Here is a 15,817-nt window from a genome sequence, read left to right on the forward strand (position 1 = left end):
TTTAGTAACGATAGTGTTCTGGTTTATAAGGCCCTTCTACAGGTACTCCGATATAATCCGCTTGTTTTTGCGTTAGGGTAGATAGCTGTACACCTAATTTTTTGAGATGTAAGCGTGCTACTTTTTCATCTAAATGTTTTGGTAAAATATATACCTTACCTGCTTCATAATGCTCTCCACGAGTGAAAAGCTCAATTTGTGCAATCGTTTGATTAGTGAAAGAAGCCGACATCACAAAAGAAGGATGCCCAGTAGCACAACCCAAATTAACCAAACGACCTTTTGCCAATAAGATAATACGTTTACCATCAGGGAAAATCACATGATCCACTTGAGGTTTAATTTCTTCCCACTGTAAATCCTCTAATGCAGATACTTCAATTTCATTATCAAAGTGTCCAATATTGCACACAATCGCTTCATTTTTCATTTTTTCCATATGTGCACGTGTAATAACATTGTAATTACCTGTCGCTGTTACAAAAATATCTGCCTTATCGGCGGCATCTTCCATCGTAACAACTTTAAATCCTTCCATAGAGGCTTGTAAGGCACAAATAGGATCAACCTCACATACCCATACTTGAGCACGTAAAGCAGCAAGTGCTTGAGCACAACCTTTACCCACATCACCAAAACCAACAACCACGGCAACTTTACCTGCAACCATCACATCAGTCGCTCGTTTAATACCATCAACTAAAGATTCACGGCAACCGTATAAATTATCAAACTTAGACTTTGTGACAGAATCATTCACATTAATCGCCGGGATTTGTAGCTCACCTTTTTGAGCCATTTGGTATAAACGATGTACTCCTGTCGTTGTTTCTTCTGTTACCCCTTTAATTTGTGCTAAACGGGTAGAATACCATGTGGCATCTTGTGCTAACTTAGCTTTAATAGCAGCAAACAGTACACGCTCTTCTTCACTTTGTGGGTTATCTAGTACAGAAATATCTTTCTCTGCTTTTGCCCCCAAGTGTAATAAAGTTGTTGCATCACCACCGTCATCTAAGATCATATTGGCTTGTTCGCCCGGCCATTCAAAAATCTGATGAGTATATTGCCAATAATCTTCTAGACTTTCCCCTTTAACCGCAAAAACAGGAATACCACGAGCAGCAATCGCAGCGGCAGCATGGTCTTGCGTAGAGAAAATATTGCATGATGCCCAACGCACTTCTGCCCCTAATGCCACTAGTGTTTCAATCAATACACCTGTTTGGATAGTCATATGTAAACTACCTGCAATACGAGCCCCTTTTAATGGTTGTGAGGCAGCAAACTCTTCACGTGTTGCCATAAGACCTGGCATTTCTGTTTCAGCAATAGATAATTCTTTACGCCCCCAATCTGCTAAAGAAATATCGGCAATTTTATAATCAACTGTACTCATATTTATCCTTTACATATAAATGATTAAACGTTTTCATTCTACCGTACTTACTCTCTATTTCTGTACAAATAGTCGGTATTCCACAAAACTTATACAACAAAAAAGCACTCACCTTATACTGACTTTTTTGCAGATAAGATGAGCGCCGTTATATTGATAATCATCTGTTTGAGCCTAGCAGAAAAATCTGTTGCAACGCCCCTCAAACAGTGAAAAAAGAATAGGCTACAAACCAACTGCCGCTCTTAAAGTAGCCGCTTTATCAGTCGCCTCCCACGAGAATTCAGGTTCTGAACGACCAAAATGTCCGTATGCTGCTGATTTACTATAGATAGGACGTAATAAATCTAGCATCTGTACAATTCCTCTTGGACGTAAATCAAAATGCTCGCGTACAAGTTTTTCTAATTCAGTATCAGGAATAACACTTGTACCTTCTGTATAAACCGTAATATTAATAGGTTCAGCTACACCAATTGCATAACTCACTTGAATTTGACATTGGCGCGCTAAACCAGCAGCTACAATATTTTTAGCAACATAGCGTGCTGCATACGCTGCCGAACGATCTACTTTTGAAGGGTCTTTACCTGAGAATGCACCACCCCCATGAGGGCAAGCACCACCATAGGTATCCACAATAATCTTACGACCTGTTAAACCACAATCCCCTTGAGGTCCCCCAATCACAAAAACACCCGTAGGATTTACAAAGAATTTTGTATTGGGTGTGATTAAACCCTCAGGGAAACTTGGTTTAATAATTTCTTCAATAACCGCTTCTCGAATATCCGCTTGCTTGATTTCTGGGTGATGTTGTGTAGAAAGCACCACGGTATCCACTTCTACAGGTTTACCATCTACATAACGGAAAGTAACTTGAGATTTGGCATCAGGACGTAACCATGATAGCGTACCATTTTTACGCAATTCACTTTGACGCTGTACTAAACGATGTGCATACCAAATTGGCGCTGGCATTAAGTCAGGTGTTTCATCGCAAGCATAACCAAACATCAGCCCCTGATCCCCTGCTCCTTGATTAAGAATTTCTTCTTGAGAACGATCAACCCCTTGAGCAATATCAGGAGATTGTTTATCATAAGCGACCAACACCGCACAACCTTTATAGTCAATACCATAATCGGTATTATCATAACCAATACGTTTAATGGTCTGACGGGCAATATCAATATAATCAATATTAGCGGTAGTGGTAATTTCTCCTGCCAATACCACTAAACCTGTATTACACAGTGTTTCTGCCGCAACACGTCCATTGGGATCTTGTTCTAAAATGGCGTCTAAAATCGCATCAGAGATTTGATCTGCTACTTTGTCGGGATGCCCCTCCGAAACAGATTCTGACGTAAATAAGAAATCATTAGACATAAAAAAAGCGTCCTTAAAATGAAAAAACGAAAAGAGAACGCGAAGCAACTTGGAAGAAAGTGCGACGCTTTAGCGGTTTTTATGATTCGCCCCGCAAGTTGTCTGTTTAACTCAGCGAATAATATTTGCATTTATCAAAAATACAGTCTGCCTATTGTACTCTAATTTAGATTCAACGTGGTTATTTCACTCTTTTTCTAAGATAATCATTACTCCCTATCCTCTTTATCATCATGATTGAATAGATAGTTATAGCCTATTTATCATAAACAACCCATACCTGTCTTTAGTTTATTTTTATACTTTTTATACCGTAGATTTCTCTTGATATGCTGATATAACACCTTATTTATTAACCTTTTTCAGCACTTCAACAGGATAACAAGGTATCCTATCCAATATTCTTTTAAAATAATAAAATTACGGATTCCTCCTTATCAAATATATGGAAAAGACTTTTAAATATCGTGTGCTTGAATTTATTTTTAAAAGCATTAGCCGTCTCTCTCATAAAAACAGACTACGTTTAGGGGCAACAATATCGTGGTTTTTTCCTAAAGTGGCCAAACGTCGTGCACGAATTGTTTATACAAATTTACGTTTAGCATTTCCTGAAGCATCAGAAGCACAAATTCATACTTGGGCAAAGCAGAACTTCCGTCTCACCACACAGTCTTTTATCGACAGGGCGGTATTATGGTATGCCCCAAAAGCAAAAATAGATGAAATTTGTCAGCTATACGCCTGCCCTGAATTTGAGTCTATTCGACAAGGGAAAGAGCCTCTATTATTACTAGCCCCTCATTTTATCGGGTTAGATGCAGCTGCTTCCTATCTTTCTGCTATGTTCCCTGAAAGCTGTTCAATGTATAAATCACAACATGACCCTGCATTTGATGCCATTATTGCCAAGGGAAGAGCAAGATTTAACAAAGTTCACCTACTTAGCCGACAAGATGGTTTTAGAGGTTTAGTACGTTACCTCAAAAATGGTTTTCCGCTGTATTATTTACCCGATATGGATTTTGGGAGAAAAGAATCTATTTTTGTTCCTTTCTTTAATATCCCTAGTGCCACATTACCCAGTACAGCACAAATTGCACAATTATTTAAACCTAATGTTTGCCCTATTGTAACGGCATTAGATATAAAAACAGGAATTTACCATATCAAGTTTCTATCCCCTCTTAAAGACTTTCCAGGGGAAGATTCTATTGAAGAAGCAACCGCTCGTATTAATCGCTTACTAGAAGAGTGGATTCGAGAAGACCCTGCTCAGTATTACTGGGTACATCGCCGCTTTAAAACCCGCCCTGAGGGAGAAAAAAGCTTTTATGACTAAATGATTTTATAGTTGTATTATTTAAAATATTACGCTTCTATCGTTAGTTAAAATATCTTTTTATATCATCGGTAGCTATTAAAATAACAAGTACCTGTACTCATTTTTCATAAAGAGTAATAAACTTTCGTACTAAAGCCTATAAAAATCTTTATAAATAAAATTTTTAAATTGAAAAAATAAAACAATAATTTTACAAAGATTTCACAGGCTTTTATTATTTATAATACCGCTACTGCAGCATCATAATTAGGTTCATTCTTAATTTCTGAAACCAATTCGCTATGTAATACCTGATTATTTTCATCTAATACAATCACGGAACGAGCGGTTAAACTAGCAATTGGTCCTGTTACCATATTAACACCTAATTGATCATGTACTTCTTTATGACGGAAAGTAGAAAGCATTTGTACATTTTCGATACCTTCTGCCCCACAAAACCGTGCTTGAGCAAAAGGTAAATCCGCTGAGATACATAATACAACCGTATTATTTAAGTTAGCTGCACGTTGGTTAAACTCTCGTACAGACATGGCGCAAACACCCGTATCAACACTAGGGAAGATATTGAGCACTTTGCGTTTACCAGCAAAACTTTCTAAGTTAATATCGGCTAAATCTTTATTGGTAAGGGTAATACCCTCTACTTTTTCACCCTTTTGAGGAAAATGTCCTTTAATCTCAATAGGATTACCCATCATTGTAACGGTTGTCATAAAAACTCCTGTTTGATTTCAATATAAAATATAAATACTTTATCACTATTGAATAAGCATTATCAAAGTGCCTATCAAAAAGAATAAATTTATTCAAATATATAAGCTATACCCCATACTTATCACGATAGGCTTGTACACTATCTTTATAAGAGGCAAATGTATTATCTTGTATTAATAATTGCATAATATCATTTAAAGAAGCAATACTAACAACTGGAATACCATATTTTTGCTCTACTTCTTGCACCGCAGAATGGGGCGATAAAGCATCATCTGCCCCAGCTCGTTCCATACGGTCAAGAGCAATCAATACAGCCGCTGGTGTTGCGCCTGCTTGGCGGATAATTTCAACAGATTCTCTCACCGATGTACCTGCCGTAATCACATCATCAATAATTACCACTTTACCTTGTAGTGGTGCACCGACTAATACACCACCTTCACCATGATCTTTTGCCTCTTTACGGTTAAAAGCAAAAGGGACATCTTTTTCTTGCTTAGGGTGATTTCCCAAGGCAACCGCTGTTGTTGCCGCTAAGGAAATACCTTTATAAGCGGGTCCAAATAGCATATCAAAAACCACACCAGAATCTACTAAAGCATTCGCATAAAATGTAGCTAATTGTCCTATTGATCGCCCAGTATTAAATAAACCTGCATTAAAAAAGTAAGGACTTAACCGCCCTGATTTTACTTTGAATTCTCCAAATTTTAAAACACCTTGTTCCAAGGCAAAACGTACAAAATCAAGACGATTACTCATATATTTTTCCCAAAAGTAAAGTGAAAGGGTAACAAGTACCTCTAATAATATATTTTCCTATTTTCATAAAATATTTATAAAAATACTTTATAAACCTCTATTTTAATCTTATTACACCTTGAATATCATTATTTTTAAACGAAACAGCATATTAGAAATATATTCCCTCTTTAAGCAATAGCGCTATTTTTCCTAAAACTGCAGAATAATCCTATTATTCAACCCTAATCAAATTCCTTTAAATTCTCTATTTAAAATACTTATTTTAAAAATACGGCAAACTACATTGGTTTGATTTAGACATAAACTAATTTTTATTTTATACAGCTGAATACACCAACAAATATCACAAATACTTTTCTCTTACTTTAAAACCTTTTATCAATATCATCTAAATATGCTATAACTATCTCTTATACTTTTTATAAAATACCCCTAAAGAAAAAGGAAGCGTCAATTGCCACACCATACAAAAGGTTTAATCTTCGCCCATATCGCCGCTGTATTATTTGGTATGACAGGTATTCTGGGGGCATTGATCAGTACAGATGCCAACTTTATTACCTTTGGGCGAGCAAGCTTTGCTTTTATAGCGCTTGCACTTGTTGGCTATACATTAAAAGTACCTTTAAATCCTATGATGAGTCGTCCACTTCGCCGTTCTCTTTTCTTATCAGGTACATTATTAGCAATACATTGGATCACTTTCTTTTATGCCATCAAAGTAGGGGGCGTTGCTATGGCAACCTTAGGTTTTGCGAGTTTTCCTGCTTTTATTACACTTATTGAACGCTTTATACTTAAAGATACTATTAGCAAAAGTGCTTGGGTACTAGTTGCCATTGTTATTATTGGCTTATTGCTTGTCTCTCCCGAAATGGATACAAAAAATATCAATACAACAGGGCTTCTTTGGGGCATTTTATCGGGGTTTAGTTTTGCTAGCCTTGCGGTGATTAATCGCACGATTGGTCATGCACTTAACCCCCTTGCTATTGCTTTCTGGCAAAATCTTATTGTTGCTCTTGTTACCATACCACTTGTTCTTTGGAGTCCCCCTCTCTTAACCTCTTCTGATATACTGTGGCTCTTTATTTTGGGAGTGATATGCACCGCTCTTTCTCATTACTTATTTGTAAGCAGTGTACAATATATCAGCGCACGCACAACAGGGTTAATTATTGCTTTAGAACCTGTTTATGCAATTGTCGTCGCATGGTTATTGTTTGGTGAAGAACCAACACTCAAAATGATAATTGGTGGATTACTGATTATCGGTGCGGCTATTTATCCTAAAACAACATAGGACTTATTGTGTTAAGAATTACCTCTATCAATGTCAATGGTATTCGCTCTGCCACTAAAAAAGGGCTAATGGAATGGTTAGCAAAACACCAAGCCGATATTGTTTGCTTACAAGAAATCAAAATTAGTGATGCAGATCTCACCGATGATTTACGCCATCCTCTGCACTATCAAGGACAATTTAATCATGCCGTCAAAAAGGGTTATAGTGGAGTAGGTATTTATACGCACTTACCCGTTAAAACCTATACTTTAGGCATGGAGAGTGAAGAGTTTGATACCGAAGGTCGTCTTATTTGTGCTGATTTTGGCACATTTACAGTGGTAAGTGCCTATTTACCCTCTGGTTCTAGTAGTCCAGAACGTCAAGAAGCTAAGTTTCGTTTTCTAGATCAATTTGGACCGTGGATTGATAAAATGATGCAGCACTATAAAGAAACAGGGCATGACTATATTATCTGTGGCGATTGGAATATTGCGCATAAAGAAATAGACCTTAAAAACTGGAAAGGCAATCTTAAAAACTCTGGTTTTACCCCTGAAGAGCGTGCTTGGATGAGTGATTTGTTTGATCGCCGTGGTTTTGTAGATGTTTTCCGTACGCTTAACCCCTCTGCAGATCAATATACGTGGTGGAGTAATCGTGGTCAAGCATGGGCAAAAAATGTTGGTTGGCGGATTGATTACCATGTAGCAACCCCCGGTATTGCTGCCAAAGCAAAAGCAGCCTCTATCTATAAAGATGAACGCTTTTCAGATCATGCACCATTGACAATTGATTATGATGTTTAAGCAAATAAAAAGATTGAATACTTTTTATTTAAATTATTTTATAAAATATCGCTCAAAACAGTTGGTGATAGTTCAGTAAAATAACTCTCTCAAATTGGTTAGAGAGTTGCTAAAACAACTCTCCTCTTCTTAGTCACTAAATATCATTAATTTATCCATTTATCTTAAATCATTAACTACCTATCCCCTCTCTTTATAGTTTTTCTTTTCTCCAACAAAAAAAGACGAACATCCATAGGATATTCGTCCTTTATTTTACCTAACTACTTAGAAATAATTCACTTCAATAAAATTATTTCATTGAGCCTGTTTTAAGGTATTTATCATGCCAGCTAAGTGCTTCTGAAAGAATATGAGGTGTATGTTGTGCGCCTGATTCTTGGGCACGGTTAAAGTAATCCCATAATTTTTCTTTGTAATCAGGGTGAGCACAATTCTCAATAATTGCCTTAGCACGTTGGCGAGGCGCTAAACCACGCAAATCAGCAAGACCTTGTTCAGTCACGATAATTTGTACATCATGCTCGGTTTGATCAACATGAGAAACCATTGGCACAATACCCGAAATATCACCATCTTTAGCAACAGATGGGCGAACAAAGAATGATAGGAAGCTATTACGGGCAAAATCACCAGAACCACCGATACCATTCATCATTGAACTACCCATAACGTGTGTAGAGTTCACATTACCATAGATATCAGCTTCTAGCATACCATTGATAGCAATTGTACCTAAACGGCGAATCACTTCTGGATGATTACTGATTTCTTGAGGGCGAAGAATAATACGCTCACGGTAGAAATCAATATTTTCATTTAGATCATCGACTGCTTCTGGGCTTAGTGATAAGGCAGTAGCAGATACTTTGGTTAATTTACCTGATTTAATTAAACCTAACATACCATCTTGAATCACCTCAGTATAGGCAGTTAAGTTTTCAAACTCACCATGTTCCAAGCCTGAAATAACAGCATTAGATACATCACCGACACCTGATTGTAACGGAAGTAAGTTTGGAGGTAAAATACCTTTTTCTACTTCTTTCTCCAAGAAGTTAAGAATATGACTAGCGATTTTTTTCGCTACTTCATCAGGCTCACTAAAGCTATTCACACGGTCTCTATCATTGGTTTCAACAATACCAATAATCTTATCCGCAGGGCAATGATAATAAGGATCACCGATACGATCATCTGTTTTATGAATTAAGATAGGTTCACGATGAGGTGGCAATGGTGTACCTGCAATATCATGCATCCCTTCTAATTTTTCGCTAAGCGCATAATTGACTTCGATCAGCACTTTATCCGCTTGCTCAATCCATGTTTTATTGTTACCCACAGAAGCAGACGGGATAAGTGAACCATCTTCACGGATGCCAACTACCTCAATAACAGCAATATCTAACTTGCCATAGTAACCTGCTTGCACTTGTTGAGTAACGTGTGATAGGTGAATATCAATATAATTAATATCACCCGCATTAATTTTTTTACGACAAACGGGATCACCTTGGAAAGGCATACGCAACTCGATACCATCCACTTCGGCTAATACACCGTCTAATTCTGGTGCAGTTGATGCACCCGTTAATAATTTAATTTTAAATGCTTCTCCTTTTGCATGAGCGGCACGAATACGCTCTGCTAAAGCACCAGGGATTCTTTTAGGATAACCTGATCCCGTAAAACCACTCATACCAAGTGTTGCACCAGGGGGAATAAGCGCTGCCGCTGCCTCTGGTGTCATTAATTTACTGTGTAATTCTTTACATTTAATTCGAGATAATGATTGAAAGTTGTCTGCCATAATAAGTCTCTTTTTAAAATTAAAAATAATAAAGTATGAGCTTTCATTATAGCAAAGCATTTTTTTGTGGCAACTCTTTTCTTATTATTTAGAAATAAAATTAAACGCTCCTTTACTGTATATTCGCTAATTTATGCGTTTGCAAGCTCAATTGCCAGTGTGGTTTTATGGTTTCTTTGGCGTGCTTTTCTTCTTCATTTCGTGCATTTAATTGCCCTATTAATGCCAATGTTTGCAAAATATTCATCTGCCCCCCTTCTTCCAAAGGCGATAAAAAATAATGTTTTGCCTGAATTTTATTCGTAATATGCTGACACCATGCGATAAACCGTGCTTGAGCAAGTTGAATTTGTTCTGGTGCTAGAGGTGGTTCATATTGTGATGATTCCTTTGTCTCTGTCGTAACAGGTTGCCCTATTTTAAAAATATCTACGACAATTCTTACCTCATCTGCTTGAGCAATACAGTCTTTTTCATAACGTTCTTCATAGCAATATTTAGGGCTGACAGCAATATAATCAATAAGCGGTGAAATAGTATGTAAGGCATTACTTTCAATACATAAAAAATACCCTTTTGCTTTCAGTGCAGACAGCAACACCTCTAAATGAGGATGAATACTAGGCTCTCCTCCAGTAATAATGATATTTTTTGCTGTATAAGTCGCTATTGCTTGAAAAATATCATCTATACTCATATGCTGATATCGTAAATAATCCGTATCGCACCATGAACAGGCTAGACTACATCGCCCTAAACGAATAAAAATGGCAGGCATTCCTGTGTTATGCCCTTCTCCCTGTAAACTCTCAAAAATCTCAACAATACGAAAAGAAGGGGAAGAAGTCATCACAGGTTTAAGCATGATAGGAGACTTAACCATCATTTTCATCATACTCACTATAAGAGTTTGGTGTTTCCCATAACCGTACGCGTGTAACAGGTAGTTGATGGGATTGAAGTACCTTAAAAATATGGCGGCTCATCACCTCAGCGGTTGTTCTTTGTGTTAGTGCATAGGTCTTTAATTGCCATTCTTCTAGCATTTTGGCGATAGTGGCTTCTCTTTCATTATATTGGTTATATAGAAAGGCATGATCCATTTTATCGACAATATGTGTTTTGACTACGGCTTTTAAATCACTAAAGTCAATCACCATACCCTCTTTAGGCCCACTATCATGGAGCTTACCACTAACCTCTACTTCCAATTTATAGGTATGTCCATGCAAGTTCTTACACTTCCCATCATGCCCGTCTAGTAGATGTGAACTATCAAATGTAAATACTTTAACAACTTTCATCTTTACTCTTTTGTCGCTAAATACGTCATTAATCCTTGGTTACGAAGTTGGCAACTAGGGCATTCACCACACCCCCCTACAACACCAAGGTAACAAGTATGTGTATGCTCTCTGATATAGTCTAAATAACCCAAACTATCTGCCAATGCCCATGTTTGTGCTTTTGTTAAATACATTAAAGGCGTATGCAACTGAAAAGCATAATCCATCGCCAGATTAAGGGTAACATTCATGGATTTGATAAAAACATCTCGACAATCAGGATAACCACTAAAATCCGTTTCACAGACCCCAACAATAATATGTTTAATTGCTTGGGATTTCGCATAAATTGCTGCATATAAGATAAATAAAGCGTTACGTCCATCTACAAAGGTATTTGGCATACCTTTTGTATCTGATTGAATGGTCGCTGTATTATTCATCAACGCATTATCCGTAATCTGCTGAATAAGCGATAAATCAAGAATAGTTTGGGGAACACCTAAATCTTGAGCGATCCACTTTGCTTTTTCTAATTCAATGGCATGGCGTTGACCATAGGCGAAACTAATGGTTTGAACATTTTCTTTGCCATAAGTGGCAATTGCCTGTAATAAACAGGTTGTTGAATCCTGACCACCTGAAAAGATGACCAAGGCTTTTTCTTGAGACATGATAAGTTCCTTAGTTTTGATTTCGTTATCGTGATAAAACACATAACGGCATGGGAGGATTGCGAACCATGCATAAATAAACAAGTATTATAACGAATAGTTATCGTGTATTCTATCTTTTAGCACGTACTTACCTTATACGCTTACTATTCATTAACGATACAGCAGAAAATGATACCTATTTACCCTTTTCCTGTAGCGGTAAGTTAGGCAAACGACTATCTGCATTCACCATTTACCTAATAACGATACATTACCGCTCTGTTATATCTATTACACTTGCCTTATTCGCTGAGATTTTATCCTCTTGCACTTTCACCTGTTGCTCAATTTCTTGTGCATATTTATTCAACTTAGGTTTTATCCAAAGATTCCATATTAGCCAATGAAATACAAGTGTTGCAAGCACTAGACCAACGCCCAACATAAGGTATAACCACATTTACTCTCTCCCATTAATACGCATTGTAAAGATGCAGATATTTTTGTAAAGCCTGCTCAACCTGCTGACGATTGCCTTGCGTTGCCCATAGAATAGCACTCAGTAATAAGCGAGTCTTACGAGGGCATAAAAAGCCAGCCATTATTACACCAAGTTGCTGCAAATCAACTTCTGCACCCTTATAACCATACACCGCATTGGTGGTGCTACCTGAGCCTGTCCGAGAGGTCATAATAACAGGCATTTTCTGGATGATAGGCGGTAAAGTATCTCGCACTTTTTCAGAAACATGACCACTACCTACCCCTGCAATAACTAAACCTTGATAATTAAGTGACGGTAAAGCAGAATATAGCTCTGTCGCTTCATCCAGTACTGTTTCAATCAGCAATACCTTATCACTGGTTTGGCTAGGTACAGGTAAAATTGCTCTTTCACTAGGCGCACGAAATATTCGAACACCCCCCTCTTGTATATAACCTAAAGGTCCAAATACAGGAGAAGTAAATGTTGCTAATGATACAGTATGGGCTTTTTTCACAAATCGTGCTTGGTGAATTTCATCATTCATTACAACCACAACACCATGATTTCGTACCTTTGGACTCATTGCGACTTGAATCGCTGCTAATAGATTAGCAGGACCATCTGCACCTGCTTTATTTGGAGAACGCATTGCTCCTGTTAAAACAAGCGGGGCAGCATAGGGCCAATATAAATCAAGAAAGAAAGCTGACTCTTCTAAAGTATCCGTTCCTTGTACCAGTACCACACCAGACGCACCACTATCAATTTGTTGTTTTGCCCATGTTAAAGCAGCAAATAAGTGTTCAAATTGAATAGAGCCACTCGCCAAATTTGCCAAAGTATGAAGGCGAAGATCAACAGAAAGTGCCGAAAGTCCCGGTACACTAGCGACAAGTTGTTCCGCACCCAATGTAGAGCTAACACCTTTCTCATTATCCTTAGCCGTCATTGTAATAGTACCACCCAGTGTACCGACTGCCACCATACGCTTTGTCATCTCTCTGTCCTATTGTATGTGTTGTGCAAATGCTTCTCGCATATCATAGCCCGTTGGATTCTGATAAATACGTAAGTCAAATTCACTCACTACTGCAAAAATATGATCAAAAATATCCGATTGAATATCCTCATAGTTTACCCAAGCCACATCATTACTAAAACAATATATTTCTAGTGGAATACCCTCTGAGGTTGGTGCTAATTGTCTCACCATAACCGTTAAATCTTGACGAATCTTAGGATGGTTTTTGAGATAACGCACTAAATAGGCACGGAAAGTACCAATATTGGTTAATCGTCTGCCATTTAATCGTAACGATAAGTCAGCCGTTTTATTCGCCTCTTCAAGCTCGCCCGATTTAGTAATAATATATTCAGCTAATAAAGGGCTCTTCGTTAAACGAGAGACATCTTCTTCTGAAATAAAATGCACTGAACTAGCATCAATCATAATCGCTCGTTTAATACGACGGCCACCAGACTCTGTCATTCCGCGCCAATTTTTGAAAGAGTCAGAAATCAAGGCATAGGTCGGAATGGTTGTAATAGTATTATCCCAATTTTGTACCTTAACTGTTGTCAGCCCAATATCAATCACTGAACCATCAGCATTGTATTTACTCATTTCTAACCAATCACCTAAATTCAGCATATTATTAGCCGATAACTGAATCCCTGCAACAAGTCCCAAAATAGGGTCTTTAAATACGAGCATTAAGACAGCCGTCATAGCTCCCATACCAGAGAGAATAATCAATGGCGATTGTCCAATAAGGATAGAGATAATACTGATACCAATACCAATTGAAATGAGTATTTTAAGCGTCTGCACCAACCCTCTTACGGGGAAGTGTGTCGCAAATCCACGATCAAAACACCACTTGGTTAAAGTATCTAAGAGTGCAAAACTGATAAATAAAACAATCAGTAATGTCCAACTCTCTGTTGAAACTTCAGCAATACTACGTACTACACCAGGTTCAAACCATATTTGTGCTAATTTATTAATCACTAAAGAGACCAATAAATAATTAATATAGACAAATAGCTTGGTCTCTCCTAAACGTCTTAAAAAGATAAAACGTGAATTGACACATACTTTTTGCAATAAGCGCCGTGTCAATAGATAGGCAACGTAATAAATAACAAAAGCAGCAATAATCAATCCTAAAGCAACCAAACCAACTGAGAGATGATCGGTATAAAAGGTAATATTATTTGCCAATAACCATTCTTTAATTTGAACTTGCATTATTTCTCCACAGGGGTACGCATCGTAACAAACTCTTCTGCTGCGGTTGGGTGAATTCCAATGGTACTATCAAAAATCGCTTTTGTTGCACCTGCTTTGAGGGCAACCGCAAACCCTTGAATAATTTCACCAGCCTCATCACCTACCATATGAACACCAACAACCTTATCACTGGCTTTATCAACAATTAATTTCATTAAGGTACGCTCATTTTTACCTGTCATGGTATGTTTAAGTGCTTTAAAATCAGAGCGGAAAATCAGAATATCACCATATTTTTCACGGGCTTGTGCTTCACTCAATCCAACCGTAGCCACATTCGGTGTCGTAAAAATAGCCGTTGGAATATTATCATAGCTCATCTGACGTGTACCATCACCAAATAGGGTATCAACTACTACCATACCTTCAGCCAAAGCAACTGGTGTTAAGTCTAAATGACCGACTACATCACCTACCGCATAAATAGATGGAATATTGGTTCTAAAATGTTCATCAACCAGTATTTCACCTCGTTTACCTGTTTGGATACCAAGTGCCTCTAGATTTAATCCTTTGGTATTAGGACGGCGACCTGTTGCAAAAAAGACTTGATCCACTTCTTCCGTACGACCATCTTTAAACGTTGCCAAAATACCCGTAGCGGTTTTTTCTAATGAGGCAATATCGCTATTCACACGTAAATCCACCCCGTGTTTTATCATTTCTTGCATCACAAAATCTTGTAAATCTTCATCAAAAGAGCGAAGGATTTTTTCAGATCGATATACTTGGATGACTTTAGCACCTAATCCATTAAAAATAGAGGCAAATTCACTGGCAATATAACCACCCCCAACAATTAATAAACGCTTAGGAAATACAGGCAAATCAAATACTTCATTAGACGTAATCGCTAATTCTTTACCAGGAATATCAGGAACAACAGGCCAACCACCCGTGGCAATAAGAATATGTTTAGCCGTATAAGTCTTTTCCCCTACTTTTACGGTATTAGCATCAACTAATGCACCATGTCCTTTTAGTAATTGCACACCAGAGTTTTTAAGTAAATTACCATATACCTCATTAAGACGAGCAATTTCAGCCGCGCGATTATGTTTAAGTTTTTCCCAATCTAATGTAGAGGATACTTGACTCCAGCCAAATCCTTCCGCTGAACTAAACGCACCAGGAAAACTAGAGGCATAGCTATATAGTTTTTTAGGGATACATCCTACATTGACACATGTACCTCCTAAAAAGGTACTTTCTACAACCGCTACTTTTACACCTTTGGCAGCTGCCATACGAGAAGCTCTAACACCACCACTTCCAGCACCAATCACTAATAAATCAAAATCCATCTTCATAACTCCACAATAAAACCAATGTTCTTTTGTAACCCTGTATTTTACTCAATTTTTATAAACTCTGCGATATATTGATAAAGGGAAACAGATAGAGATGCCAAGCATTTTTTATATTTAAAATACCAGTAATTTTGGCTAAATATAAACTATCTGTCAGAAAACACACCCTATTTTTGCTATAGTCCCTCAATCCTCATTCGGGGAAATTTCAAATATTAAAGAATATTATCACTCCATATATACCAGCAAAAAACGCC

15 protein-coding genes and 1 riboswitch are annotated in these 15,817 nt (G+C 37.5%); of the genes, 3 read left to right on the forward strand and 12 right to left on the reverse strand.

What is annotated here, in order from left to right; translation table 11 throughout:
• Position 1: 1 nt before the first annotated feature.
• Together ahcY and metK are read right to left on the reverse strand one after the other, a co-directional pair.
• Entirely contained in the window at positions 2 to 1,399 is a 1,398-nt protein-coding gene (gene ahcY / locus F9B76_RS05475; protein ID WP_159991206.1) for an adenosylhomocysteinase, read from the reverse strand.
• Positions 1,400 to 1,532: 133 nt separating this feature from the next.
• Positions 1,533 to 1,609: riboswitch (S-adenosyl-L-homocysteine riboswitch) on the reverse strand.
• A 15-nt stretch (positions 1,610 to 1,624) separates the two neighbouring features.
• A complete protein-coding gene (gene metK / locus F9B76_RS05480) occupies positions 1,625 to 2,791 on the reverse strand; it encodes a methionine adenosyltransferase (protein ID WP_159991207.1) in 1,167 nt (388 codons plus the stop codon).
• Positions 2,792 to 3,236: 445 nt separating this feature from the next.
• Here metK and F9B76_RS05485 point away from each other — a divergent pair, with 445 nt between their 5' ends.
• Positions 3,237 to 4,133 (forward strand): lysophospholipid acyltransferase family protein, encoded by an 897-nt coding sequence (locus F9B76_RS05485; RefSeq protein ID WP_159991208.1) that lies wholly within the window; start codon positions 3,237 to 3,239, stop codon positions 4,131 to 4,133.
• Positions 4,134 to 4,354: 221 nt separating this feature from the next.
• Here F9B76_RS05485 and tpx read toward each other — a convergent pair whose 3' ends face one another.
• Together tpx and pyrE are read right to left on the reverse strand one after the other, a co-directional pair.
• The gene (tpx, locus tag F9B76_RS05490) at positions 4,355 to 4,852 is read right to left on the reverse strand and encodes a thiol peroxidase (RefSeq protein ID WP_159991209.1); all 498 of its coding nucleotides are present in this window, start codon (positions 4,850 to 4,852) and stop codon (positions 4,355 to 4,357) included.
• Between the two features lie 106 nt (positions 4,853 to 4,958).
• Positions 4,959 to 5,618, reverse strand: a complete 660-nt coding sequence (gene pyrE, locus F9B76_RS05495; protein ID WP_159991210.1) for an orotate phosphoribosyltransferase — start codon at positions 5,616 to 5,618, stop codon at positions 4,959 to 4,961.
• A gap of 457 nt (positions 5,619 to 6,075) precedes the next feature.
• Between pyrE and F9B76_RS05500 the strand changes: the two genes are divergently transcribed.
• Positions 6,076 to 6,924, forward strand: a complete 849-nt coding sequence (locus F9B76_RS05500) for a DMT family transporter (protein ID WP_243140611.1) — start codon at positions 6,076 to 6,078, stop codon at positions 6,922 to 6,924.
• Positions 6,925 to 6,932: 8 nt separating this feature from the next.
• Entirely contained in the window at positions 6,933 to 7,715 is a 783-nt protein-coding gene (locus F9B76_RS05505; protein ID WP_159991211.1) for an exodeoxyribonuclease III, read from the forward strand.
• Between the two features lie 292 nt (positions 7,716 to 8,007).
• Here the strand turns inward: F9B76_RS05505 and F9B76_RS05510 are convergent, their stop codons facing one another.
• The 8 genes from F9B76_RS05510 to gorA form a co-directional block, all read right to left on the reverse strand.
• Positions 8,008 to 9,528, reverse strand: a complete 1,521-nt coding sequence (locus tag F9B76_RS05510; RefSeq protein ID WP_159991212.1) for an acetyl-CoA hydrolase/transferase family protein — start codon at positions 9,526 to 9,528, stop codon at positions 8,008 to 8,010.
• Positions 9,529 to 9,640: 112 nt separating this feature from the next.
• Positions 9,641 to 10,414, reverse strand: a complete 774-nt coding sequence (locus F9B76_RS05515) for a 7-carboxy-7-deazaguanine synthase QueE (protein WP_243140612.1) — start codon at positions 10,412 to 10,414, stop codon at positions 9,641 to 9,643.
• Positions 10,404 to 10,832: a 6-carboxytetrahydropterin synthase QueD gene (gene queD / locus F9B76_RS05520; protein ID WP_159991213.1), complete on the reverse strand. Its 429-nt coding sequence runs from the start codon at positions 10,830 to 10,832 to the stop codon at positions 10,404 to 10,406. The genes F9B76_RS05515 and queD overlap by 11 nt, the downstream gene beginning before the upstream one ends.
• Before the next feature lie 2 nt (positions 10,833 to 10,834).
• Positions 10,835 to 11,488: a 7-cyano-7-deazaguanine synthase QueC gene (queC, locus tag F9B76_RS05525; protein WP_159991214.1), complete on the reverse strand. Its 654-nt coding sequence runs from the start codon at positions 11,486 to 11,488 to the stop codon at positions 10,835 to 10,837.
• Positions 11,489 to 11,741: 253 nt separating this feature from the next.
• The gene (locus F9B76_RS05530) at positions 11,742 to 11,930 is read right to left on the reverse strand and encodes a hypothetical protein (RefSeq protein WP_159991215.1); all 189 of its coding nucleotides are present in this window, start codon (positions 11,928 to 11,930) and stop codon (positions 11,742 to 11,744) included.
• A gap of 13 nt (positions 11,931 to 11,943) precedes the next feature.
• Positions 11,944 to 12,954, reverse strand: coding sequence for an asparaginase (locus F9B76_RS05535; protein ID WP_159991216.1), 1,011 nt, complete (start codon positions 12,952 to 12,954; stop codon positions 11,944 to 11,946).
• Positions 12,955 to 12,963: 9 nt separating this feature from the next.
• Positions 12,964 to 14,208 carry a mechanosensitive ion channel family protein gene (locus F9B76_RS05540; protein ID WP_159991217.1) on the reverse strand — a complete coding sequence of 415 codons (1,245 nt, stop codon included), beginning with the start codon at positions 14,206 to 14,208 and terminating at the stop codon, positions 12,964 to 12,966.
• Entirely contained in the window at positions 14,208 to 15,560 is a 1,353-nt protein-coding gene (gene gorA, locus F9B76_RS05545) for a glutathione-disulfide reductase (protein WP_159991218.1), read from the reverse strand. Before gorA ends, F9B76_RS05540 begins: the two co-directional genes overlap by 1 nt.
• Positions 15,561 to 15,817: the final 257 nt, after the last annotated feature.

This window comes from Pelistega ratti (genome assembly GCF_009833965.1).
Classification (GTDB): Bacteria; Pseudomonadota; Gammaproteobacteria; order Burkholderiales; family Burkholderiaceae_B; genus Taylorella; species Taylorella ratti.

What these genes read in the sequence shown, in the direction of transcription:
- tpx (WP_159991209.1), bottom strand. Translation starts at nt 4,852, where the DNA reads ATGACAACCGTTACAATGATGGGTAATCCTATTGAGATTAAAGGACAT.
- pyrE (WP_159991210.1), bottom strand. Translation starts at nt 5,618, where the DNA reads ATGAGTAATCGTCTTGATTTTGTACGTTTTGCCTTGGAACAAGGTGTT.
- gorA (WP_159991218.1), bottom strand. Translation starts at nt 15,560, where the DNA reads ATGAAGATGGATTTTGATTTATTAGTGATTGGTGCTGGAAGTGGTGGT.
- queD (WP_159991213.1), bottom strand. Translation starts at nt 10,832, where the DNA reads ATGAAAGTTGTTAAAGTATTTACATTTGATAGTTCACATCTACTAGAC.
- F9B76_RS05540 (WP_159991217.1), bottom strand. Translation starts at nt 14,208, where the DNA reads ATGCAAGTTCAAATTAAAGAATGGTTATTGGCAAATAATATTACCTTT.
- queC (WP_159991214.1), bottom strand. Translation starts at nt 11,488, where the DNA reads ATGTCTCAAGAAAAAGCCTTGGTCATCTTTTCAGGTGGTCAGGATTCA.
- F9B76_RS05510 (WP_159991212.1), bottom strand. Translation starts at nt 9,528, where the DNA reads ATGGCAGACAACTTTCAATCATTATCTCGAATTAAATGTAAAGAATTA.
- F9B76_RS05485 (WP_159991208.1), top strand. Translation starts at nt 3,237, where the DNA reads ATGGAAAAGACTTTTAAATATCGTGTGCTTGAATTTATTTTTAAAAGC.
- F9B76_RS05530 (WP_159991215.1), bottom strand. Translation starts at nt 11,930, where the DNA reads ATGTGGTTATACCTTATGTTGGGCGTTGGTCTAGTGCTTGCAACACTT.
- F9B76_RS05535 (WP_159991216.1), bottom strand. Translation starts at nt 12,954, where the DNA reads ATGACAAAGCGTATGGTGGCAGTCGGTACACTGGGTGGTACTATTACA.
- metK (WP_159991207.1), bottom strand. Translation starts at nt 2,791, where the DNA reads ATGTCTAATGATTTCTTATTTACGTCAGAATCTGTTTCGGAGGGGCAT.
- ahcY (WP_159991206.1), bottom strand. Translation starts at nt 1,399, where the DNA reads ATGAGTACAGTTGATTATAAAATTGCCGATATTTCTTTAGCAGATTGG.
- F9B76_RS05515 (WP_243140612.1), bottom strand. Translation starts at nt 10,414, where the DNA reads ATGATGGTTAAGTCTCCTATCATGCTTAAACCTGTGATGACTTCTTCC.